This is a genomic window from Pseudomonas sp. XK-1 (assembly GCF_038069885.1).
Lineage (GTDB): Bacteria > Pseudomonadota > Gammaproteobacteria > Pseudomonadales > Pseudomonadaceae > Aquipseudomonas.
Genome location: NZ_JBBPES010000001.1, coordinates 1,066,006 through 1,087,753, shown reverse-complemented (window position 1 = coordinate 1,087,753; position 21,748 = coordinate 1,066,006). Strand labels below are relative to the sequence as shown.

Genomic DNA, 21,748 nt, shown 5'->3' with positions numbered 1-21,748 from the left:
CAATGTTTGCTCAATCTGCGTTCCGTACGCGCTGCGCCCGCTGGCTGTCGGTGACCGGAATCCTCCTGCTGCTCGGCGGCTGCGCTGAAGAACCCAGCACACTCGAGCGCGTTCAGGCGGAGGGTGTACTGCGGGTGATCACCCGTAACAGCCCGGCCACCTATTTCCAGGACCGTAACGGCGAAACCGGCTTCGAATACGAACTGGTCAAACGCTTTGCCGAAGACCTGGGCGTCCAGCTGAAAATCGAAACCGCCGACCACCTCGACGAGCTGTTTACCAACCTTGGCAAGCCCGACGGCCCGGTGCTGGCCGCCGCCGGCCTGGTGCAAAGCGCCAGCCGGCAACAGAGCGCACGCTTCTCCCTGCCTTATCTGGAAGTCACCCCCCAGGTGATCTATCGCAACGGCCAGCAGCGCCCCACTCGCGCGGCAGACCTGCTCGGCAAACGCATTCTGGTGCTTAAAGGCAGCAGCCATGCCGAACAGCTGGCCGAACTCAAGCTGCAACTTCCAGAGCTGACGTATGACGAATCCGCCGCGGTAGAAGTGGTCGACCTGCTGCGCATGGTCGACGAAGGGCAGATCGACCTGACCCTGGTCGACTCCAACGAACTGGCGATGAATCAGGTGTACTTCCCCAACGTACGGGTGGCCTTCGACCTGGGCGATACGCAGAACCTGGCCTGGGCGGTCGCTCCCGGGGAAGACACCAGTCTGCTGGACGAGATCAACGCCTTTATCGAACGCGCGCACAAGAATGGCAGCCTGCAGCGCCTGAAGGATCGTTATTACGGCCACGTCGACGTACTCGGCTATGTCGGTGCCTACACCTTTGCCAAGCACCTGCAACAGCGCCTGCCGCGTTACGAACAGTTCTTCCGCCAGGCGGCGCAGAACAACCAGGTCGATTGGCGCCTGCTGGCCGCAATGGGCTACCAGGAGTCGCTCTGGCAACCGACCGCCACCTCGAAAACCGGCGTACGCGGCCTGATGATGCTGACCCTGCGCACGGCCCAGGCCATGGGCGTGTCCGACCGCCTCAACCCCAAGCAGAGCATCGACGGCGGAGCCAAGTACATCGTCCACGTGAAAAAACAGCTGCCGGAAAGCATTCAGGAGCCGGACCGCACCTGGTTCGCCCTGGCCGCCTACAACGTCGGCGGCGGCCACCTGGAAGATGCGCGCAAGCTCACCGAGGCCGAAGGCCTGGACCCGAACAAATGGCTGGATGTGCAGAAGATCCTGCCGCGCCTGGCGCAGAAGCAGTGGTACAGCAAAACCCGCTACGGCTATGCCCGCGGCGGCGAGCCGGTGCACTTCGTACGCAACATCCGTCGCTACTACGACATCCTCACCTGGGTCACCCAGCCGCAGCTGGAAGGCACCCAGCTGGCCGAAAGCAACCTGCATGTACCTGGGGTAAACAAGACGCCGCCGCCGGAAGAACTGTCGCCGCTGTAGCCCGGCACCCGCACAGCCTCGTGTTTCGTCTGCAGTTCTCCCACATAACCCTGGCATTAAACCGCCAGCGTGGAGCCCGGATCGAATCCGGGAACGCCTGCACCTGCCCACCCAGGATTGCGCCCAGACTTATACGAGCTAAACGCCGCCAGATTGAAGTGGAGAAAACCTCTAGCGCGTTGCGCGGCGCATCTTGAAGAACTCGCTAAGCACCGCACCGCACTCCTCGGCCAGCACCCCGCCCTCGATCAACACCCGATGATTGAGAAAGGCCTGGGTAAAGAACTCGCCACGACTCACGGCCACGCCGGCCTTGGGCTCGGTTGCGCCATAGACCACGCGCTGCACCCGTGCATGCACGATCAGCCCGGCGCACATGCTGCACGGCTCCAGGGTCACATACAGGGTGCTGCCCGGCAGGCGGTAGTTATCCACGGCCCGGGCGGCGGCGCGGATCGCCACCATCTCGGCATGGGCGCTGGGGTCGTGGCTGGAGATCGGGCAGTTGAAGCCGCGCCCGATGATCTCGCCATCCTGCACCAGCACTGCGCCCACCGGCACCTCGCCCAGGGCCGCCCCCTCTGCGGCCAGGGCCAGGGCCTCGCGCATGAAAAACGAATCGCGGCTGCGATCGATGATTTGTACTTTCTTCATAGCCTCGCCAGACCACCCCTTGCACTGGTGCGCACGGCGCACCCTACGGAAATGTTCACACCACCTCGATGGAGGCCATCAGGCCGGTTTCCATATGGTCGATCACATGGCAGTGGAACATCCATACCCCGGGATTATCCGCGACCAGCGCCACCCGCGCACTTTCGTTCTTGCCCAGCAGATAGGTATCGGTGAAATACGGGATGATCGCCTTGCGATTGGACGCCAGCACCTTGAAGGTCATGCCGTGCAAATGGATCGGGTGCTGATACTGGCTAAGGTTGCGTAGCTCGAAGATATAGCTCCTGCCCAACTGCAGGCGGGCAATCGGCCGGTCGGCGCAGGTCTTGTCATTGATATCCCAGGCCTGACCATTGATCTGCCAGAAGCTATGCGCCGCGCCCTGGTCCAGACCGACCGACACTGCACCGGCCCACTCGAAGTTGAATTTGACGGTTTGCGCAGCAGCCAGATCCGGCTCGGCAATCGGGTTGGCCGGCAGCGCCGGCGGCCAATCACCCTCCCCCTCGGCACTGGGCTGCGCGCGCAGGGTCGCCAAACGCAATGGCCCGTTGCGCAGCGACAACTCTGTACCCACCGCCGGCACCTTCAAACCCAGCTCAATGCGCATACCTGGCCCCAGCCAGTACTCCTTGCCCAGCGGCCGCGGCTCGACCGGGTTGCCGTCCAGCGCATAAATGCGCGCATCCGCATCGGGCAGGTTGAGGCGATAGGTCAGGGTGTTGTCCAGATTGATCAGACGCAGGCGCACCACCTGCCCGGCGGGCAAATCCAGGGCGGGCGCATGCTTGCCATTGACCGTACTCAAGCGCCCCGGGGTACCGCCCCTCGCCGCCTCACGCGGCACGCTGAACTCGGTAAAGGCCCCCTGCCCATCGACATGCCAGCTTTTCAGGTTAAGCGTGTGGTCATGGCGAAAGCCCGTTGGTTCACGCTCCTCGACAATCAGCGCGCCGACCAGGCCGCGACCCAGCTGTTCGCTGCTGGCAGTGTGCGGGTGATACCAGAAGCTGCCGGCATCGGGAGTGATGAAGTTGTAGTCGAAGTATTCACCCGGCAGCACCGGCAGCTGCGAAACATAGGGCACGCCGTCCATCGCCAGCGGCAGGCGGATACCATGCCAGTGGATGGTGGTCGGCACCTCCAGCTTATTGATAAAGCGCACACGCAAGCGCTCACCCTGGCGACAGCGCAGCTCCACACCCGGTGCCTGGCCACCATAGGCCCAGGCCGGCGTGGTATGCCCCGGCACCAGCTCGATATCCAGCGGCGCGGCGATCAGTTCATAGTCGTGAGTCGCCACGTTTTCCGGACGGCCCAGCCAGTAGCGCACGCCACCGGCACCAAGGCCGACAACGCCAAGCCCAGCCAGGCCGACCAGCATTTGTCTGCGGGTAAAGGACATAGGGATTCCCGTTGCCCGGATGCAATCCGGGAAGATATCAGCCCGGATTTAATCCGGACTACCAATTGCAATATCTTCTCATTTAAGCGACGGGACTGACGACCCCGAAAAGCGGACAGGATGCCGCAGCAGAAACGACAAGGGCAGCTTTCGCTGCCCTTGTCGGCTACATCACTCCCACTCGATGGTGGCAGGCGGCTTGCTCGACACGTCGTAGGTGACGCGGGAGATGCCTTCGATTTCATTGATGATGCGGCCGCTGACGGTTTCCAGCAGTTCGTAAGGCAGGTGCGCCCAACGTGCGGTCATAAAGTCGATGGTTTCCACCGCGCGCAGGGCGACGACCCAGGCGTAACGACGGCCATCACCAACCACGCCCACCGACTTCACTGGCTGGAACACGACGAAGGCCTGGCTGACCTTGTGGTACCAGTCGGCCTTGCGCAGCTCTTCGATAAAGATGTGGTCAGCGCGACGCAGCAGGTCGGCGTATTCCTTCTTCACTTCACCGAGGATGCGCACACCCAGGCCTGGGCCCGGGAAGGGGTGACGGTAGACCATGTCGTACGGCAGGCCGAGTTCCAGACCCAGGCGACGCACTTCGTCCTTGAACAGTTCGCGCAGTGGCTCGACCAGTTTCAGGTTCATTTCTTCCGGCAGGCCGCCGACGTTGTGGTGCGACTTGATCACGTGGGCCTTGCCGCTTTTCGCGCCAGCCGACTCGATCACGTCCGGGTAGATGGTGCCCTGGGCGAGGAACTTGATGTTGTCCAGCTTGCAGGATTCGGCATCGAACACGTCGATAAAGGTACGACCGATGATCTTGCGCTTCTTCTCCGGGTCCGCTTCGCCGGCCAGGTTATTGAGGAACTGCTCCTCGGCGTTGGCGCGGATCACTTTGACGCCCATGTTCTCGGCGAACATGGCCATCACCTGCTCGCCTTCATGCAAGCGCAGCAGGCCGTTGTCGACGAATACGCAGGTCAGCTGATCGCCGATGGCCTTGTGCAGCAGCGCCGCGACCACCGAGGAATCCACACCGCCGGACAGGCCGAGCAGCACGTTGGCACTGCCAACCTGAGCGCGCACATTGGCGATGGCGTCTTCAACGATGTTGGAGGCGGTCCACAGGGCTTCACAGCCGCAGATTTCCAGGATAAAGCGCGAGAGGATGCGACCGCCCTGCTTGGTGTGGGTCACTTCCGGGTGGAACTGCACGCCGTAGTAGCCGCGGCCGTCGTCCGCCATGGCGGCGATCGGGCAGCTCGGGGTGCTGGCGAGGATATGGAAACCTTCCGGCAGAGCGGTGACCTTGTCGCCATGACTCATCCAGACGTCGAGGCCGAACACGCCGTCGTCGTCGATGTGATCTTCGATACCGTTGAGCAGACGGGCCTTGCCGACCACGTCAACGCGGGCATAACCGAACTCACGCAACTCGGAGCCTTCAACCTTGCCGCCCAGCTGCTCGGCCATGGTCTGCATGCCGTAGCAGATACCAAAAACCGGTACACCGAGGTCGAACACGGCTTTCGGCGCACGCGGGCTGTCGGCTTCATGCACCGACTCCGGGCCACCGGCGAGGATGATGCCGCGCGGGGCGAAGGCACGGATGTCATCGTCGCTCATATCGAACGGGTGCAGCTCGCAATACACGCCGATCTCGCGCACGCGGCGGGCGATCAGCTGGGTGTACTGGGAGCCGAAATCCAGAATCAGGATGCGGTGAGCGTGGATGTCTTGATGAGCCATGGCCGTCTCTCGTAGCGGAATTCACAAATGACTCGGGGCTGCCCTGTAAAACAACAGCGACAGCCCCGGGCTTTATATCAACTGATCAACAATCAGCCCACGCGATAATTTGGGGCTTCTTTGGTGATCTGTACGTCATGTACATGGGACTCGGCCATACCGGCACCGGTAATGCGCACAAACTCAGGCTTGCTGCGCATCTCTTCGATGGTCGCGCAACCGGTATAGCCCATGGAGGCACGCAGGCCGCCCATCAGCTGATGGACGATGGCCCCCATAGCGCCCTTATAAGCCACGCGGCCTTCGATACCTTCCGGCACCAGCTTCTCGGCACCAGCGGATGAGTCCTGGAAGTAACGATCTGAGGAGCCCTGCGCCTGCGCCATCGCACCCAGCGAACCCATACCGCGATAAGCCTTGTAGGAGCGGCCCTGGAACAGTTCGATTTCACCTGGCGCTTCTTCAGTACCGGCGAGCATCGAACCGATCATCACGCAGGACGCACCGGCCACGATGGCCTTGGACAGGTCGCCGGAGAAGCGGATACCGCCATCGGCGATCAGCGGCACACCGGTGCCAGCCAAGGCAGCTGCGACGTTGGCCACGGCGGAGATTTGCGGCACACCGACACCCGCGACAATACGCGTGGTGCAGATCGAGCCCGGGCCGATACCGACCTTGACTGCATCCGCGCCAGCTTCGGCCAGCGCCTTGGCCGCATCACCAGTCGCGATGTTGCCACCAATCACCTGTACATCAGGGAAGGTCTGCTTGACCCAGCGCACGCGGTCGATCACGCCTTTGGAGTGTCCATGGGCCGTGTCAACGATGATCACGTCAACACCGGCATGCACCAGCGCAGTGACGCGATCTTCGGTATCTGCACCCGTGCCAACCGCTGCGCCAACTCGCAGACGACCCTGGTCGTCCTTGCTGGCCAGAGGGTAAGCCTTGGCTTTCTCGATATCGTTGACGGTCATCATGCCCTTGAGGCGGAATTGGTCATCGACAATCAGCACGCGCTCGATACGGTGCTTGTGCAACAGCTTGCGCACAGTCTGGGTGTCTTCACCCTCTTTCACCGTCACCAGACGCTCTTTCGAGGTCATTACATCGCGCACCTTGGCGCTCATGTTGGTTTCGAAGCGCACATCACGGCTGGTGACGATACCGACCAGATCACCGTGGTGCAGCACCGGTACGCCGGAGATGTTGTTCTGTCGGGTCAGGTCGAATAGATCCCCCACGGAGGCATCGGCCTCGATGGTGATCGGGTCTTTGACGACACCGGATTCGTAGCGCTTGACCTTGCGCACCTCGGCAGCCTGCTGCTCGGGGGTCATGTTCTTGTGGATGATGCCAATGCCGCCTTCCTGAGCCATGGCAATCGCCAGACGGGCTTCGGTGACGGTGTCCATGGCAGCAGAGAGCAACGGAATATTCAGTTCAATGCCACGGGTCAGACGCGTTTTGAGGCTGACATCCTTCGGCAGAACTTCGGAATAACCAGGGATAAGTAGAACGTCGTCGAAGGTAAGAGCTTCTTGACTGATACGCAGCATGGCGGGGGCTCCCGGGCGGGAAATTGGAAGCGCGCCATTATACTCAGACGCCCCCCCGCACTCAACGCAAACAATGACATTGGCATGCGGCGCTATCCAGATGCGAACGAGACAAATACAATAATGATTCTCAAAAACATCTGCGACCGAGTAGCATATGCCCTCCACCCGCGTCTCCCCCGCCCACCCCGCCTGGCGTCTCACCCTGCTCGCCCTGGCCTTGATGCCCGCCGCCAACAGCCTGGCGGCCGAAACCACCGCAGCGCTTGAGCTACCCAGCCAGGCCGTAACCGCGACCCGTGAAGACGAAATCGGCTACAGCGCCAGCACGGCCAGCACCGCGAGCAAAAGCGCGGTGCCGATCATGCAAGAGGCCCAGGCGGTGCAAGTGGTCACTAAACAGGTGATCGAGGACTATCAGGTGCAGTCGCTGGACGATGCGATGAAGTTCGTCAGCGGCATCAGCCAGAGCAATACCCTGGCGGGGACCCAGGACGGCTTCGTCAAACGGGGCTTCGGCAGCAACGCCGACGGCTCGATCCTGCGTGACGGCATCCGCTCCAGCCTGTCGCGCAACTTCAGCGCCACCACCGAGCGGGTGGAAGTGCTCAAGGGCCCGGCCTCTCTGCTCTACGGCGCACTGGAGCCTGGCGGGCTGATCAACGTGATCAGCAAGCAGCCCGAATACCAGCGGCGCACGCAAGTCAGCGGTGAGACCAGCAGCGAGGGTGGCGGCAATCTCATGCTCGACACCACCGGCCCGCTGGGCGACAGCGGCTTCGCCTACCGTCTGATCGCCGAACGCCAGCATGAGGACTACTGGCGCAACTTCGGCGCGGACAACCACACCTTGATAGCCCCATCCCTGAGCTGGAGCAGCGATGACCTGCGCATCACCCTGGCTTACGAGCGCAAGGAATACTCGACCCCGGTGGATCGCGGCACGGTGATCATCAAGGGCAAACCGGCGAAAACTAAATACAACGCACGCTTCAACGAAAGCTGGGCAAAAGCCGAAGGCACCGATGAGCTGTTTACCGCCAAGGCCGAGTACCAACTCAACCCGAACTGGCTGAGCCGCCTGACCTACGGCTGGAACAACGAGCGCTACGACTATGCCGAAGCGCGGCCCAACGCGCTTAACGCCACCACCGGCGCACTCAGCCGCCGCGCCGACGGCAGCGAACATGAAAACCAGACCCAGTACCTGGCCTGGGACTGGATTGGCAACACCAGCGTGTTCGGCCAGCAGCATGACCTGCTGCTGGGCATGGACACCGAGCGGGTCGACAACTTCCGCGGTGATACCTACCGCGGCTCGGCCGTCGGCGGCTTCAATATCTACCGCCCGGTCTACGGCAACCTCGCCGAACCTTCGCGGATCAGCACCGTGCAGAGCGACAGAAGCGATGAACTGCACTCACGCTCGCTCTATATAAAGGACAACTGGCACCTTAATGACCAATGGATACTGGTGGCCGGCGGCCGTTACCAGCACTTCGAGCAACTGGTCGAACAGGGCCGTGGCAGCAACTACGAGAAAACCACCGACCGCCAGGACAACAGCTTTCTGCCGTTCGGCGGCCTGGTCTACCAGCTCAACCAGCAGGTCTCGCTATACGGCAACTACAGTCGCTCGTTCGTGCCCAACGCCTCCGACGCCGACACCGGTCAGGCGTTCGACCCGGAACAGGGCCGCAGCTATGAGCTGGGCATCAAGCTCGACCTGGGTAACGCCCTCTCGGCCAGCGCTGCAGTGTTCGATATCGAGAAAGAGAACGTCGTGGTCAGCAACAATGGCACCTCGCAAGCCGCCGGCAAGGTCGGCTCCCAGGGTGTGGAAATCGATATCAGTGGGCGCATTGCCGAACGCTGGGAGCTGCTCGGCACCTACGCCTACACCGACACGGAAATCCTCGATGACCCTACCAACCAGGGCAATGAACTGGTCAATGCCGCGCAGAATATCGCCAGCCTGTACCTGACCCACCACCTGGCGCTGCCCAGCGACGCCGGACAATGGCGAGTCGGCGGCGGCGCGCGCTATGTCGGCGAACGCGCAGGCGATAACGCCAACAGCTTCTGGCTGGACAGCTACACCGTGGCCGATGCCTTTATCAGCTGGGAAAGCCAGCTACTGGGCGACAAGACCCGCCTGCAGCTGAACGCGCGCAACCTGTTCAACCAGGAGTACTACCCCTCCAGCGGCGGCAACCTGCGGGTCGCGGTCGGTGAACCGCGCGAACTGCGTCTGTCGGCCAGCGTCGAGTTTTAACCTTCTAGCCATGTGTTGAATTGCCCCGAACCGCTTGCGGTGCGTGAAGGGCGGTAATACGTAGGGTGGGTCAGGCGCAAGCCGAGATAGGACAAACACCATCGGCTCTCAATGCGCCGTAACCCACCATGACGGTCTACCAACAAACCGCAATGGTGGGTTACGCGGCGCTCGAATTGCGTGTCGCCTCCCGTAGCCAGCCCCAGCGCCGCTAACCCACCCTACAAAAGCGGCCTGCAACACAGTCTTGGACATAGCCTTTTTATAGGGTTCAGGGATGAGCCGCCTCAGGCAAGATCGACCCGTACCAGAGAAACCGGGTAGCCCAAGCGCGCGGCAAACTCGTCTAGAAAGCTCTGCTTGAAGCCGGCATCCGCCCAGTTGTTGAAGATAAAGCCCAGGTTGGAAAAACCGCAGGGCTGCAGAAACAGAAAGCCGTTGATATCGTCTTCATGGCCGCACAGCGGGCACCGGAAGTTATCGGTGTGCCCCGGCATCCACTCCTCCAGACTGTCGAACAACCTTCCCCCTACTTCCCGCCGGCACTCAGGGCAGCCGGCCTCTTCGAGAAAGTCCGCCGTCGGGGTATAGATGCAGCGCTTGTAGATAATTTCCAGGCCATGCACCGCATGCCCGAACGGCAACAGCTCGGGACGTTCGACCACCCGCCGCGCGCCCTCGGCAATGCCGTAGCCCATATGCTTGAAGGTACGCCCGCAGGTGGTCAGCTGCTCTTCGATGATGTTCTGCTTGACCAGCCAGCGCACAATCAACCGCGCCCGCGCCTCGTGGCCGGGAAAGCTGGAAATCTGCGGCACGATAATGGCTTGCTGCTCACTCATAATGGAACTCGGTTTGCGCTAAAGGCGCGCAGCGTAATGGGCTGGCGACGCTGGTCAAGGCTCTATAGTTGCAGAGGCAAAGCCTTTACTATGCGGGCCATGATCAAAGACCCCTTCCAACGCCTGAACCTCGACCGCGAGGTGCTCAGCGTCAGCCAACTGAACAATCGCGCACGCCTGCTGCTGGAAGATGTATTCGGCGGCATCTGGGTCGAGGGGGAAATCTCCAACCTGGCCAAGCCGGCGTCCGGGCATATCTATTTCACCCTTAAAGATAGTCAGGCCCAGGTGCGCTGCGCGCTGTTCCGGCAGAACGCCGCCAAGGTACGCCAGGCGCTGCGGGACGGCCTGGCGGTCAAGGTGCGCGGCAAGGTTTCGCTGTTTGAAGGGCGCGGCGACTACCAGCTGATTCTCGATGCCGTGGAGCCCGCCGGCGATGGCGCGCTGCGCCTGGCCTTCGAAGCGCTGAAAGAAAAGCTTAGCGCCGAAGGGCTGTTCGCAGCCGAGGCTAAAGTCGCCCTGCCGGCCCACCCGAAACGCATCGGCATTATCAGCTCGCCGACCGGCGCGGTGATCCGCGACATTATCAGCGTATTCCGCCGCCGCGCGCCGCAGGTCGAGCTGTGCCTGATCCCCACCGCCGTACAGGGCCGCGAAGCCACCGCGCAGATTGTTCGCGCACTTGGTATCGCCGATGCAAAAGGCTTCGATGCGCTGATCCTGGCCCGGGGCGGCGGCTCGCTGGAAGACCTCTGGTGTTTTAACGAAGAACCGGTGGCCCGCGCCATTGCCGCCTGCATCACGCCCATCGTCAGCGCCGTGGGCCATGAAACCGATGTATCCATCGCCGACTTTGTCGCCGATATCCGCGCGCCAACACCCTCGGCCGCCGCCGAGCTGCTGGCCCCCGACAGCAGCGAACTGGTGCAGCGCCTGCACAACCTCAAGCGCCGCCTGAACCTGCGCATGCAGCACCGCCTGGAGCGCGAACGCATGCGCCTGGAAGGTTTGCAGCGGCGCTTGCGCCACCCCGGCGAGCGCCTGCGCCAGCATGCTCAGCGCGTGGATGATCTGGAGATGCGCCTGACCCGCGCCTTCGAGCGTCAGCTGAATAGCCGCCGCGAACGTCTGAATCACCTGCAGACCCGCCTGCTCAGCCTGCACCCGGAACGCAATCTCAGGCTGCTCGATCAACGCCTGCAAGCCCTGGCCGAACGCCTGCAACGCAGCATGGGCGAAGGCCTCAAGGCACGCCGCCTGCAGCTGCATAGCCAGGTGCAGACACTGCACGCGGTCAGCCCGCTGGCGACCCTCGGTCGTGGCTACAGCATCCTGCTGGATGAGCGCGGCCGCGCCATCCGCAACGCCGCCGACACCCGGCCCGGCCAGCGTCTGAAGGCACGCCTGGGCAACGGCGAGCTGGATGTACGGGTCGAAGACAACCATGTGCAGCCGGTTACCCTTTCGCTGCTCGACTGACCTTTTCGATTTACCTTTTAAAGCGGTGGATAAGCTTCGCGTTATCCACCCTACGGATATTCAATGCGCCTGTTCACGCTTATCACCCTGTTCTGCCTCGCCCTGCCCGTCCACGCCGAAGGCTTTATCAGCCGGCTACTGAATAAGCCCGTACCGGGCGGCGTGGCGGTAGTCGATCTGGGGCCGGCCGCCAGCGCGCCCAGCGTGCGCTACCAGAGCAAACCCGTGCTGGTTATCCATGAAGATCAGCAACGCTGGATCGCCATCGTCGGCATCCCGCTCAGCATCAAGCCGGGCAGCCAACAGATCAGCGTCAACGGCAGCCAGACCCTGAGCTTTCAGGTCGGCAGCAAGCATTACGTCGAGCAGCGCATCACTATCAAGAATCAACAGCAGGTCAACCCGAACGCCAAGAACCTTGCGCGCATCGAGCGCGAACTGGCCGAACAGACCCGCGCCTATCAGCAGTTCAGCCCTCGTCAGCCGAGCAATCTGCTGTTCGACAGGCCAGTCAACGGCCCGCTGTCCAGCCCCTTCGGCCTGCGCCGTTTCTTCAACGGTGAGGAGCGCAACCCGCACTCGGGGCTGGACTTCGCGGCCAATAGCGGCACGCCGATCAAGGCACCTGCCGCGGGTAAGGTGATCCTGATTGGCGACTATTTCTTTAACGGCAAGACGGTGTTTGTCGACCACGGCCAGGGCCTGATCAGCATGTTCTGCCACCTCTCGGCCATCGGCGTAAAAGTCGGTGATGAAATTCCCCGTGGCGGCGTGCTCGGCAAGGTCGGGGCCACCGGCCGCGCCACCGGGCCGCACCTGCACTGGAATGTCAGCCTGAACGATGCCCGGGTCGATCCAGCGATCTTTATCGGTGCCTTCAAACCCTGAACAGGAGCACCACCATGCGTATCCGCGCCCAAGAATCCTGCCTGCTGATTATCGATATTCAGGAGCGCTTGTTCCCCGCCATCGCCGGGCATGCCGAGCTGGCCGCCAATAGCCTGTGGCTGCAGCAGGTGGCGCAGCGTATCGGCGTACCTGTGCTGCTCACCGAGCAATACAGCAAGGGCCTGGGGCCGACCATTGCCTCGCTGCGCGCCGGGCACGCGCCCGAGGCGATTGTAGAGAAACTGCACTTCTCCGCTGTCAGCGAGGGCGAGCTGCTGCAACGCCCGGGCGGCGAGCGGCAACAATTCATCGTGTGCGGCAGCGAAGCCCATGTCTGCGTGCTGCAGACCGTGCTCGACCTGCTGGAGCAAGGCCTCGCCGTGTTTGTCGTGGCCGAGGCCGTGGGCTCGCGCAAGCCAGCCGACAAGCAACTGGCGCTGCAGCGCATGCAGCAAGCAGGCGCAGTGATCGTCTCGCGGGAAATGGTTGCTTTCGAATGGTTGGAGCAGGCCGGCAGCGAATTGTTTCGCAGCATCAGCCGGGAATTTATCCGCTAGCAGCGCTATAGGCCGCGCAATCCACGGTAAAAGCCGCACGCTGCAGCGCTATAAAATCGCAACCATCCACACATAGCGCTATTTATCACCAATTTTCTCAACATGCTTGCACGCTTTACCCTCGCTGGTTAGGGTTGACGCCATGAATACCCATCACACTCTTATCCTGCTGCGCCAACACGCCAACCTCTGCTTGGTCAGCCAGCGACTGCGTGGCTAATTCTTACGCCCACGCCCTGCCCTATTTTTCAGATTCGCCCGGTTCGCCGATTGCCGCCGCGCTAAAAGGATTGCCCCATGAGCATGCTTAAAGACCCGTCCAGCAAATACCGTCCGTTCACCCAGATCCGGATTCCAGACCGCACCTGGCCGGACAAGATCATCGACAAGGCACCGATCTGGCTGTCCACCGACCTGCGCGATGGCAACCAGTCGCTGATCGAGCCGATGGATGCCGAGAAGAAGATGCGCTTCTTCAAGTGTCTGCTGGCCGTGGGTCTGAAGGAAATCGAAGTGGGCTTTCCGTCCGCCTCGCAGACCGATTTCGACTTCGTCCGCGAGCTGATCGAAGGTGGCCATATCCCCGATGACGTGACCATTCAGGTGCTGACCCAGGCACGTGACGACCTGATCGAACGCACCTTCGAGTCGCTCAAGGGTGCCAAGCGCGCCATCGTTCACTACTACAACGCCTGCGCGCCGAGCTTTCGCAAGATCGTCTTCAACCAGGACAAGGCTGGTGTCAAAGCCATCGCCGTGGCCGCCGGCAAGACCATCAAACGCCTGGCCGACGCTGCGCCCGAGACCCGCTGGGGCTTCGAGTATTCGCCGGAGGTGTTCAGCTCTACCGAAATCGACTTCGCCGTCGAGGTGTGCAACGCGGTGATCGGGGTGTTCCAGCCGACCCAGGCGAACAAGCTGATCCTCAATTTGCCGGCGACCATCGAGTGCGCCACGCCGAACAACTACGCCGATCAGATCGAATGGTTCGGTCGCCATATCGACCGTCGCGACAGCGTGCTGATCAGCGTGCACACCCATAACGACCGTGGCACCGGCGTGGCTGCCTCCGAGTTGGCCGTCATGGCCGGCGCGGATCGCGTCGAAGGCTGTCTGTTCGGCAACGGCGAGCGCACCGGCAATGTCTGCCTGGTGACCCTGGCGCTGAACCTCTACACACAGGGCGTCGACCCGCAACTGGACTTCTCCGATATCGACACCGTGCGCAAGGTGGTCGAGGACTGCAACCAGATCCCCGTGCACCCGCGCCATCCGTACGTCGGCGACCTGGTGCATACCGCCTTCTCCGGCTCGCACCAGGATGCGATCCGCAAGGGCTTCGCCCAGCAGCAGGCTGACGCCGTGTGGGAAGTGCCCTACCTGCCGATCGACCCGGCCGATATCGGCCGCGACTACGAGGCGGTAATCCGCGTCAACAGCCAATCCGGCAAGGGCGGCATCACCTTCCTGCTGGAGCAGGAATACGGCATCAACCTGCCGCGCCGTATGCAGATCGAGTTCAGCCAGGTGGTGCAGAAGGAAACCGACCGCCTCGGTCTGGAAATGAGCGCCGCGCAGATCTACCAACTGCTGGAGCGCGAGTACCTGCAAGCCACTATTCCCTATGCGCTGAAAGGCCATCGCCTGCAGGAAGAGAACGGCACCAGCGCGGTCGATGTCGAGATCATCAATGCCGGCGAAACCCAGCACTGGCGCGGTATCGGCAAGGGCCCGTTGGAAGCCCTGGTCGCCGGCCTGCCGGTGGCCGTGGAGATCATGGACTACAGCGAGCACGCCATCGGTGCCGGCACCAACGCCAAGGCGGCGGCCTATATCGAACTGCGGGTTAACGGCGGCCGCGCCCTGCATGGTGTTGGTATCGATGAAAACCTGACTACCGCCAGCTTCCGTGCGCTATTCAGCGCCCTCAATCGCGCCCTCGGCCAAGCGGCAGAACAAGCCGCCTAAATGGCGCAGACCGCTATCGAGCCATGTCCGATAGCGGTCTGCATCGCCAACCCGCCTCATTCGCCCTGCTGCTGCCAATGGCTGCGCCCCCATTCACACATGGCGGCCAGCACCGGCTGCAAGGTAGCGCCATGTTCAGTCACGCAATACTCCACTCGCGGCGGCACCTCGGCAAATACCGTGCGGGTCAGTACGCCAACACGCTCCAGTTCGCGCAACTGCTGGGTCAGCATCTTCTCGGTGATGTCCGGCACCAGGCGCTTTAGTTCGGAAAAGCGCAACGGACCATTAAGCAGTCGGTACACCAGCAGAGCCTTCCACTTGCCACCAATAACTTCCAAGGTGACATCCATTGGTGTGCTGTAGAGCTTATTGCCCTGCATCAGGCATTTGTTTTCTACCGGCTCAGATTGCTGTTCAGCCATCAATAGTTACCTTTAAGTAAGTTACCTCCTTTATCGTACGTACTTCCAAAAAAGATTGCCACGCGCATAATGGCTGTCATGGCTTATAACGGCCTTTAGGCGACCTTGATGGAGACTTTATGACGATTAAACACCTGCTGGCACCACTGCAACTGGGCGCTTTGGCGCTACCCAACCGCCTGGTGATGGCACCCCTGACGCGTCAGCGCAGCCTGCCGGGCAATGTCCCAGGCGAGTTAAATGCCCGCTACTACGCCCAACGCGCTAATGCAGGTCTGATTATCAGTGAAGCCAGCCAGGTGTGCCCCGAAGGTCAGGGCTATGCCTGGACCCCTGGCATTCACAGCGACGCCCAAGTGGCCGGGTGGCAGCAGGTTACCCAGGCGGTGCATCAGGCCGGCGGTCGTATATTCCTGCAGCTATGGCACGTGGGCCGTATCTCTCACCCGCTACTGCAACCGAATGGCGCTGATCCGGTGGCACCCTCGGCCATTCAGGCTAAGGCCGAATGCTATGTCGTAGAGGCAGACGGCAGCCACCACAAGGCTGCCACTGCCATGCCACGCGCACTGGAATTGGATGAACTGCCTGGTGTTGTAACCGCTTACGCCCACGGCAGTGAAAACGCCATCAAGGCCGGTTTCGATGGTGTTGAAGTGCATGCTGCTAACGGCTACCTGCTGGATCAGTTCCTCTGCTCCAACAGCAACCAGCGCAGCGATGCCTATGGCGGCTCGGTGGAAAATCGCGCCCGCTTTGTACTTGAAGTACTCGACGCTACCGTTGCTGCAGTCGGTGACAGCCGCAAGGTAGGCATCCGTATTTCGCCCATGGGTACGTTTGGCGATGTGCACGATGCCAATCCGCTGGAGACCTTCAGCTATCTGGTCAGCCAACTCAATAGCCGCAACCTGGCCTACCTGCACGTCAACCGTCCGGATTGGCTGGGAGGCACCTTCGAGGGTTTTGATGATCTGCTGCGCGCCCTTCGCGACATTTATAAGGGCACGCTGATTATTGCGGGTGGGCAGACAGCAGAAAGCGGTGAGCAGGCCATCGCCAACAACCTGGCTGACCTAGTCGCCTACGGCCGCCCCTATATCGCCAACCCAGACCTGCTGGCGCGCTTTAAAGCCGGCGCAGAACTCAACCCACTGGACGGCAACACCCTTTATGGCGGCGGAGCCGAGGGTTACACCGATTATCCAACCCTGAGCTAAGCAGCGCTGTTGCAACAAAACGCCGGGCGTAGCCCGGCGTTTTGTTGATCGATGCAAGCCTATCCACCGCGTACGCCCAGGCGCAGAGTCTTCAGCGGCTTACGGCGCAGCTGCTAAATAACGCGCGGTCATCCGCAAAGCCTCTGTCATATCTGGCCAGGTCAACCCATGGCGCTGGGCCAACGCCTCTGTCGCAGCCGTATCAAACCGGGCGGTCTGGATAAAATCCAGTGACTCGGCATCGGTGCGCAACAACCGTGGCAAGCCCGGAATGCTCAGTAGCACACGCAACACAGGTATCGGCACATGATGCTTTGGCGCACGCACGCCCAGTACCTGGGCCAGTGGCTGCAGCATGCCGAGCAAATTTGGCGTGCGTGCATCCAACGCCAAAATCTCCTGCCCGACCTGCTGCTCATCAAAGGCCGCAGCCACGATCAACTCAGCGAGAAAATCGACACTGACCAGCGGCAGCCAATGCGCTGTCGAGCCCGGTATTGCCCCAAGCCGTCCACCCGCCAGATTGCCGATCAGCCCAGCCAACGGCTGCGCCGGCAGAATGTGCCCGCTGCGGCTATGACCACAGACAGTAGCCGGGTGCACCACCGTCAGTGGTGCCTGCAACTCAGCCATACGTGCGCACACGCGGAAATGCGCCTCCAGCTTACTGCCCTCATAGGCCCCGGTGCGTTGATAGACCTTGTCCCAGTCGGTGCGCTCGGGCCGTTGCAGATCAATGCCAATAAGCCGTAGATGCCCATGGTTGGCCAGCATAAAACCGCCCACCATCAGCAAGCGACTGCCCCGGCTGGCCGCCAGCTCGGCCACCGCCAACGCGCCCTCGACATTGACCCGGCGCGCCTGCTCGGCAGCCAGCCCCCAGGCGAACTGCGCGCCCAGGTGGAACACCACGGCAGCCTGACGCACCTGCTCCCGGGCCGCGGCATCCAGGCCCAGATCAGCCCGCCCCAGATCACCAGCCAACGCCGCCAGCAGCTTTCCGCGGCCGCCCAATTGCTCAATCTGCGCGCGCAAGGCCGGCAGGGCTTGTGGCTGACGCATCAGCACAGTGACGGGGTGCCCCTTACGGGTCAGTAGCGCAACTAAATGCTGACCGATAAAACCGCTGCCGCCGGTGACAAAACATGGCTGATTCATCGCCAATCCTCTTGAGTCGTTGATGACCCAAGCAGGCTAAACTGTCGAGCACACTCTACAGTCAAGCGAGATCTTCATGCGCATAGGCGAACTGGAAAAACGCAGCGGTGCCAGCCGTCACACCTTGCGCTATTACGAAAGCCTGGGGCTGATCAGCGCCCTGCGCCGTGACAACAATTACCGCGAATACAGCCCGCAGACCTTGGGCGATCTGGGTTTTATCCAGCAGGCCCAGAGCATGGGCTTTTCCTTGGGCGAGATCGGCGAAATCCTCAAGGCCAGACGCGAGCAACAGCTCGACTGCGCCCAGGGCGCGGAGCTGGTCAGCCGCAAGCTGGCCGAGGTGGAGCACAAACTTGCCGACCTGCAGCAGCTGCGCGACTTTCTGCGCAGCGAGAAACTGCGCCTTGAAGCCAGCGCCGCCGAGCAAGCGGCTAGATCAGGCTAAAGCTGTCGGCATCCAGGTGGGCCGGAAAGCGCTGCCGATAAGCCACCAGCTCCGCCGCCTTGAGAGATACTCGAAACACACCGGCCGCCGCCCCAGACGCAAGCAGTGGCTCCCCCTGAAAATCCAGTACCTGGCTGTCGCCGCTATAGGCATAGCCCTTGCCGTCCTCGCCGATGCGGTTGACCGCCGCGACATAACAGAGGTTTTCGATGGCCCGGGCCGGCAGCAGACGATTCCAGTGAGTGCGCCGCGCCGCCGGCCAGTTGGCGGTGTAGAGCAGCAGATCGGTGTCCAGAGGGTCACGGCTCCATACCGGGAAGCGCAGGTCGTAGCAGATCAGCGGGCGCACCTGCCAGCCGTTGACCTCCAGCAGCACCTGTTGCTCACCCGCGCTGTAGTGCTTGTGCTCGCCGGCCATGCGAAACAGATGGCGCTTGTCGTAATGCGCGACAGTGCCATCCGGCCGCGCCCAGAGTAGACGGTTGCGGTAGGAGCCATCGGCGGCCTGGATAATCAAGCTGCCGGTGACGACAGCCTGCAGGGCCTGGGCCTGCTCGCGCAGCCACTGGCTGGTCGGACCGTCCTCGGGTTCGGCCAGGGCGGCGGAATCCATGGAAAATCCGGTGCTGAACATCTCCGGCAGCACGACCAGATCGGCACCACGCGCCTGCTCCAGCAGGGGCTCGAAATGCGCACGATTGGCCGCGGGGTCCTGCCAGGCCAACTCGGTCTGAATCAAGGCCAGCTCGAGGTCGGCCAATTGGTTTAAATCGCGCATAGTTTTTCCGCCGCCTGACGCAGGGTGTCTTCGCGCTTGGCGAAGCAGAAGCGCACCAGGCGCAAGTCCTCGGGTGGTGTCTGGTAGAACACCGATACCGGAATCGCCGCCACGCCATGTTCGCGGGTCAGCCATTCGGCCATGGCCAGATCATCCAGCTCAGGGCGGATAGCCGAGTAATCGACCAGCTGGAAATAGGTGCCAGCAGCGCGGGTGAAGGTAAAGCGCGAGCCGGCCAGCAGGTCACAGAACAGATCGCGTTTGGCCTGGTAGAACGCCGGCAGCTCTTCGACGTGCTCGGGATGCTCGGCCATATAATCTGCCAGGGCCCACTGCAGCGGGGTAACGCCGCAGAAGCTGACGTACTGATGAACCTTGCGCAGTTCGGCGCTCAAGGACGGCGGTGCTACCACATAGCCGGTTTTCCAGCCGGTGACGTGATAGGTCTTGCCGAACGAACTGACCACAAAGGCACGCTGATACAACTCGTCATGGGCCAGAACGCTGGCGTGCTGGATGCCATCGAACACCAGGTGCTCGTAGACCTCGTCGCTGATCAGGTAAATATCGCGCTCGCGGATCAACGCCGCCAGCTGGTCCAGCTCGGCGCGCGAAATTAATGCCCCGCTAGGATTGTGCGGACTGTTGAGGATGATCAGGCGGGTCTTGTCGCTCAGCGCTTCGCCCAGGCGCTGCCAGTCGATGCTGAAATCCGGCAACGCCAGCGGCACATGCACGCAGCGCCCGCCGGCCAGCTCGACCGAGGGCTCGTAGCTGTCGTAGCAGGGATCGAAGACGATGACCTCATCGCCTGGCTGAATCAGCGCCTGAATCGCACAGAAGATCGCCTGGGTGGCACCCGGGGTGATGGTGATCTCGCTGTCGGCGCTGACCACACGGCCATAATTGCGGGCGATCTTCGCCGCGACTTGCTCACGCAGTGCCGGCAAGCCGGTCATCGGCGCGTACTGGTTATGCCCAGCGGCAATATGCCGGCCAACCGCATCGCGCAGGGCCTGCGGACCGTCGAAATCCGGGAAGCCCTGGGACAGGTTGAGCGCACCGGCTTCCACGGCGAGCTGCGACATGCGGGTAAAGATGGTGGTGCCGACGTTCGGCAGTTTGCTGATAAGCATCGAGGCAATATTCCTGGACCAAGCGCCGGGCTTGAACGCTATTGATGGCGCAGGATAGCCCAACGCCCAGAAAGGCAAAAGGCACCCGAAGGTGCCTTTATAGAGCGTTAAAGTTGGAAATAACTCCAGGGCTTAGCGCTTGTCTTTGCGCTTCTTCTCGGCCTTCTTGTGGTGACTCATCAGGCGGCGCTTCTTGTTCACCTGACGATCGGTGAGGGTGTTCTTGTTGCCCTCATAGGGGTTATCGCCGCCCTTGAACTCGATACGGATCGGCGTACCGACCAGCTTGAGCACGCGGCGGTAGGTGTTTTCCAGGTAGCGGATATAGGACTTGGGCACCGCCTCGACCTGGTTGCCGTGAATCACGATCAGCGGCGGGTTGGCCCCCCCCAGGTGGGCATAGCGCAACTTGATGCGGCGGTTGTTGACCATGGGCGGTGCATGATCGCTGACGGCATCTTCAAGAATCGTGGTCAGACGGTTGGTCGGCCAGCGGGTGATCGCCGACTTGAACGAGGCCTGCACCGACTTGTACAGGTTGCCCACGCCGGTGCCGTGCAGCGCCGAAATAAAGTGGATATCGGCGAAGTCGACGAAGAACAGCCGGCGTTGCAGTTCGACCTTCACATAGTCGCGCTCGCTCGGTTCCATGCCGTCCCATTTGTTCAGGGCAATGACCAGAGCGCGGCCGCTTTCCAGGACGAAGCCCAGCAGGTTGAGGTCATGGTCGACCACACCTTCGCGAGCGTCCATGACGAACACCACGACGTTGGAGTCCTGAATCGCCTGCAGGGTTTTCACCACCGAGAACTTTTCCACCGCTTCGAAGATCTTGCCGCGACGACGCACGCCGGCGGTGTCGATCAGGGTGTACTTCTCATCATCGCGCTCGAACGGGATATAGATACTGTCGCGGGTAGTACCGGGCTGGTCATAGACGATCACCCGGTCTTCGCCGAGCATACGGTTAACCAGAGTCGACTTGCCAACGTTAGGCCGGCCGATGATCGCCAGCTTGATGCCGTCCTTCTCGCTCGGGCCGGGAATGCGCTTGGCTTCCTGACCTTCGAGAACAATTTCCTCTTCCTCGCCCTCTTCCGGCTCGGTGGCATCCTTGGGGAAGGAGCCCAGCACGGCTTCGAGCATCTGGGTGATGCCGCGACCGTGAGCACCGGCAATCGCCAGGGACTCGCCCATACCCATGCTGGAGAACTCGGCGCGGGCCAGGTCGGCGTCGATATTGTCGACCTTGTTGATGACCAGGAAGCTGCGCTTGTTACGCCGACGCAGGTGCTCGCCGATCATCTGATCGGAGGCGGACAGCCCGGCGCGGGCGTCCACCAGGAACAGCACGGCATCGGCCTCTTCGATGGCCTGCAGCGACTGCTCGGCCATCTTCGCGTCGATACCTTCTTCGTCACCGGAAATACCGCCGGTGTCGATCACAATATAGGTGCGCCCCTGCCACTTGGCCTCGCCGTACTGGCGATCTCGGGTCAGACCAGACAGGTCGCCGACAATCGCGTCACGGGACTTGGTCAAGCGGTTAAACAGGGTGGACTTGCCGACGTTAGGGCGGCCCACCAGGGCAATTACGGGAACCATTAGGCTCTCCACTTCGTTATTTCAGAAAATACAAAAGCCGCTGCATGGGCAGCGGCCGGAATTCTTGCGTCGGCCAGGCTACACAGCACGGGTGCTGTGCAGCATAGCCAAG

Annotated in this window: 18 protein-coding genes; 8 read left to right on the top strand and 10 right to left on the bottom strand. The window is 61.8% G+C overall.

The window, feature by feature from the left end; all coding sequences use genetic code 11:
- Window positions 1–2 precede the first annotated feature (2 nt).
- Window positions 3–1,463 (top strand): membrane-bound lytic murein transglycosylase MltF, encoded by a 1,461-nt coding sequence (gene mltF / locus WMW70_RS04830; RefSeq protein ID WP_341436349.1) that lies wholly within the window; start codon window positions 3–5, stop codon window positions 1,461–1,463.
- Window positions 1,464–1,634: 171 nt separating this feature from the next.
- On the opposite strand, the gene tadA is transcribed toward mltF, so the two are convergent.
- The 4 genes from tadA to guaB all read right to left on the bottom strand — a co-directional run bounded on the left by tadA (window position 1,635) and on the right by guaB (window position 6,857).
- Window positions 1,635–2,117, bottom strand: coding sequence for a tRNA adenosine(34) deaminase TadA (gene tadA / locus WMW70_RS04825; protein WP_341436348.1), 483 nt, complete (start codon window positions 2,115–2,117; stop codon window positions 1,635–1,637).
- A 55-nt stretch (window positions 2,118–2,172) separates the two neighbouring features.
- Window positions 2,173–3,543 (bottom strand): multicopper oxidase family protein, encoded by a 1,371-nt coding sequence (locus tag WMW70_RS04820; protein WP_341436347.1) that lies wholly within the window; start codon window positions 3,541–3,543, stop codon window positions 2,173–2,175.
- 171 nt (window positions 3,544–3,714) lie between these two features.
- Window positions 3,715–5,295, bottom strand: coding sequence for a glutamine-hydrolyzing GMP synthase (gene guaA, locus WMW70_RS04815; RefSeq protein WP_341436346.1), 1,581 nt, complete (start codon window positions 5,293–5,295; stop codon window positions 3,715–3,717).
- 92 nt (window positions 5,296–5,387) lie between these two features.
- Window positions 5,388–6,857 carry an IMP dehydrogenase gene (guaB, locus tag WMW70_RS04810; protein WP_341436345.1) on the bottom strand — a complete coding sequence of 490 codons (1,470 nt, stop codon included), beginning with the start codon at window positions 6,855–6,857 and terminating at the stop codon, window positions 5,388–5,390.
- A 157-nt stretch (window positions 6,858–7,014) separates the two neighbouring features.
- Here guaB and WMW70_RS04805 point away from each other — a divergent pair, with 157 nt between their 5' ends.
- Complete coding sequence (locus tag WMW70_RS04805) at window positions 7,015–9,132, top strand: TonB-dependent siderophore receptor (RefSeq protein ID WP_445942099.1); 2,118 nt, start codon at window positions 7,015–7,017, stop codon at window positions 9,130–9,132.
- 287 nt (window positions 9,133–9,419) lie between these two features.
- Here WMW70_RS04805 and WMW70_RS04800 read toward each other — a convergent pair whose 3' ends face one another.
- Window positions 9,420–9,974 carry a sugar ABC transporter ATPase gene (locus WMW70_RS04800; RefSeq protein ID WP_341436344.1) on the bottom strand — a complete coding sequence of 185 codons (555 nt, stop codon included), beginning with the start codon at window positions 9,972–9,974 and terminating at the stop codon, window positions 9,420–9,422.
- 99 nt (window positions 9,975–10,073) lie between these two features.
- On the opposite strand from WMW70_RS04800, the gene xseA reads away from it, so the two are divergent.
- The 4 genes from xseA to leuA all read left to right on the top strand — a co-directional run bounded on the left by xseA (window position 10,074) and on the right by leuA (window position 14,866).
- A complete protein-coding gene (xseA, locus tag WMW70_RS04795; protein ID WP_341436343.1) occupies window positions 10,074–11,453 on the top strand; it encodes an exodeoxyribonuclease VII large subunit in 1,380 nt (459 codons plus the stop codon).
- Between the two features lie 63 nt (window positions 11,454–11,516).
- Window positions 11,517–12,341 carry a peptidoglycan DD-metalloendopeptidase family protein gene (locus tag WMW70_RS04790; RefSeq protein WP_341436342.1) on the top strand — a complete coding sequence of 275 codons (825 nt, stop codon included), beginning with the start codon at window positions 11,517–11,519 and terminating at the stop codon, window positions 12,339–12,341.
- Window positions 12,342–12,355: 14 nt separating this feature from the next.
- Window positions 12,356–12,898 carry a hydrolase gene (locus WMW70_RS04785; RefSeq protein WP_341436341.1) on the top strand — a complete coding sequence of 181 codons (543 nt, stop codon included), beginning with the start codon at window positions 12,356–12,358 and terminating at the stop codon, window positions 12,896–12,898.
- Window positions 12,899–13,195: 297 nt separating this feature from the next.
- Window positions 13,196–14,866, top strand: coding sequence for a 2-isopropylmalate synthase (gene leuA, locus WMW70_RS04780; RefSeq protein ID WP_341436340.1), 1,671 nt, complete (start codon window positions 13,196–13,198; stop codon window positions 14,864–14,866).
- A gap of 56 nt (window positions 14,867–14,922) precedes the next feature.
- Here the strand turns inward: leuA and WMW70_RS04775 are convergent, their stop codons facing one another.
- Window positions 14,923–15,291: a winged helix-turn-helix transcriptional regulator gene (locus WMW70_RS04775; RefSeq protein ID WP_445942098.1), complete on the bottom strand. Its 369-nt coding sequence runs from the start codon at window positions 15,289–15,291 to the stop codon at window positions 14,923–14,925.
- Between the two features lie 119 nt (window positions 15,292–15,410).
- On the opposite strand from WMW70_RS04775, the gene WMW70_RS04770 reads away from it, so the two are divergent.
- Window positions 15,411–16,511, top strand: coding sequence for an alkene reductase (locus WMW70_RS04770; RefSeq protein WP_341436339.1), 1,101 nt, complete (start codon window positions 15,411–15,413; stop codon window positions 16,509–16,511).
- A gap of 99 nt (window positions 16,512–16,610) precedes the next feature.
- Here WMW70_RS04770 and WMW70_RS04765 read toward each other — a convergent pair whose 3' ends face one another.
- Window positions 16,611–17,669: an SDR family oxidoreductase gene (locus WMW70_RS04765; protein ID WP_341436338.1), complete on the bottom strand. Its 1,059-nt coding sequence runs from the start codon at window positions 17,667–17,669 to the stop codon at window positions 16,611–16,613.
- A gap of 76 nt (window positions 17,670–17,745) precedes the next feature.
- Between WMW70_RS04765 and WMW70_RS04760 the strand changes: the two genes are divergently transcribed.
- Complete coding sequence (locus WMW70_RS04760) at window positions 17,746–18,117, top strand: MerR family transcriptional regulator (protein WP_341436337.1); 372 nt, start codon at window positions 17,746–17,748, stop codon at window positions 18,115–18,117.
- Here WMW70_RS04760 and WMW70_RS04755 read toward each other — a convergent pair.
- The 3 genes from WMW70_RS04755 to der form a co-directional block, all read right to left on the bottom strand.
- Complete coding sequence (locus WMW70_RS04755; RefSeq protein ID WP_341436336.1) at window positions 18,104–18,895, bottom strand: amidohydrolase; 792 nt, start codon at window positions 18,893–18,895, stop codon at window positions 18,104–18,106. The genes WMW70_RS04760 and WMW70_RS04755 overlap by 14 nt on opposite strands.
- Window positions 18,883–20,031 carry a pyridoxal phosphate-dependent aminotransferase gene (locus WMW70_RS04750; protein WP_341436335.1) on the bottom strand — a complete coding sequence of 383 codons (1,149 nt, stop codon included), beginning with the start codon at window positions 20,029–20,031 and terminating at the stop codon, window positions 18,883–18,885. Before WMW70_RS04750 ends, WMW70_RS04755 begins: the two co-directional genes overlap by 13 nt.
- A gap of 132 nt (window positions 20,032–20,163) precedes the next feature.
- A complete protein-coding gene (gene der, locus WMW70_RS04745; RefSeq protein WP_341436334.1) occupies window positions 20,164–21,636 on the bottom strand; it encodes a ribosome biogenesis GTPase Der in 1,473 nt (490 codons plus the stop codon).
- Window positions 21,637–21,748: the final 112 nt, after the last annotated feature.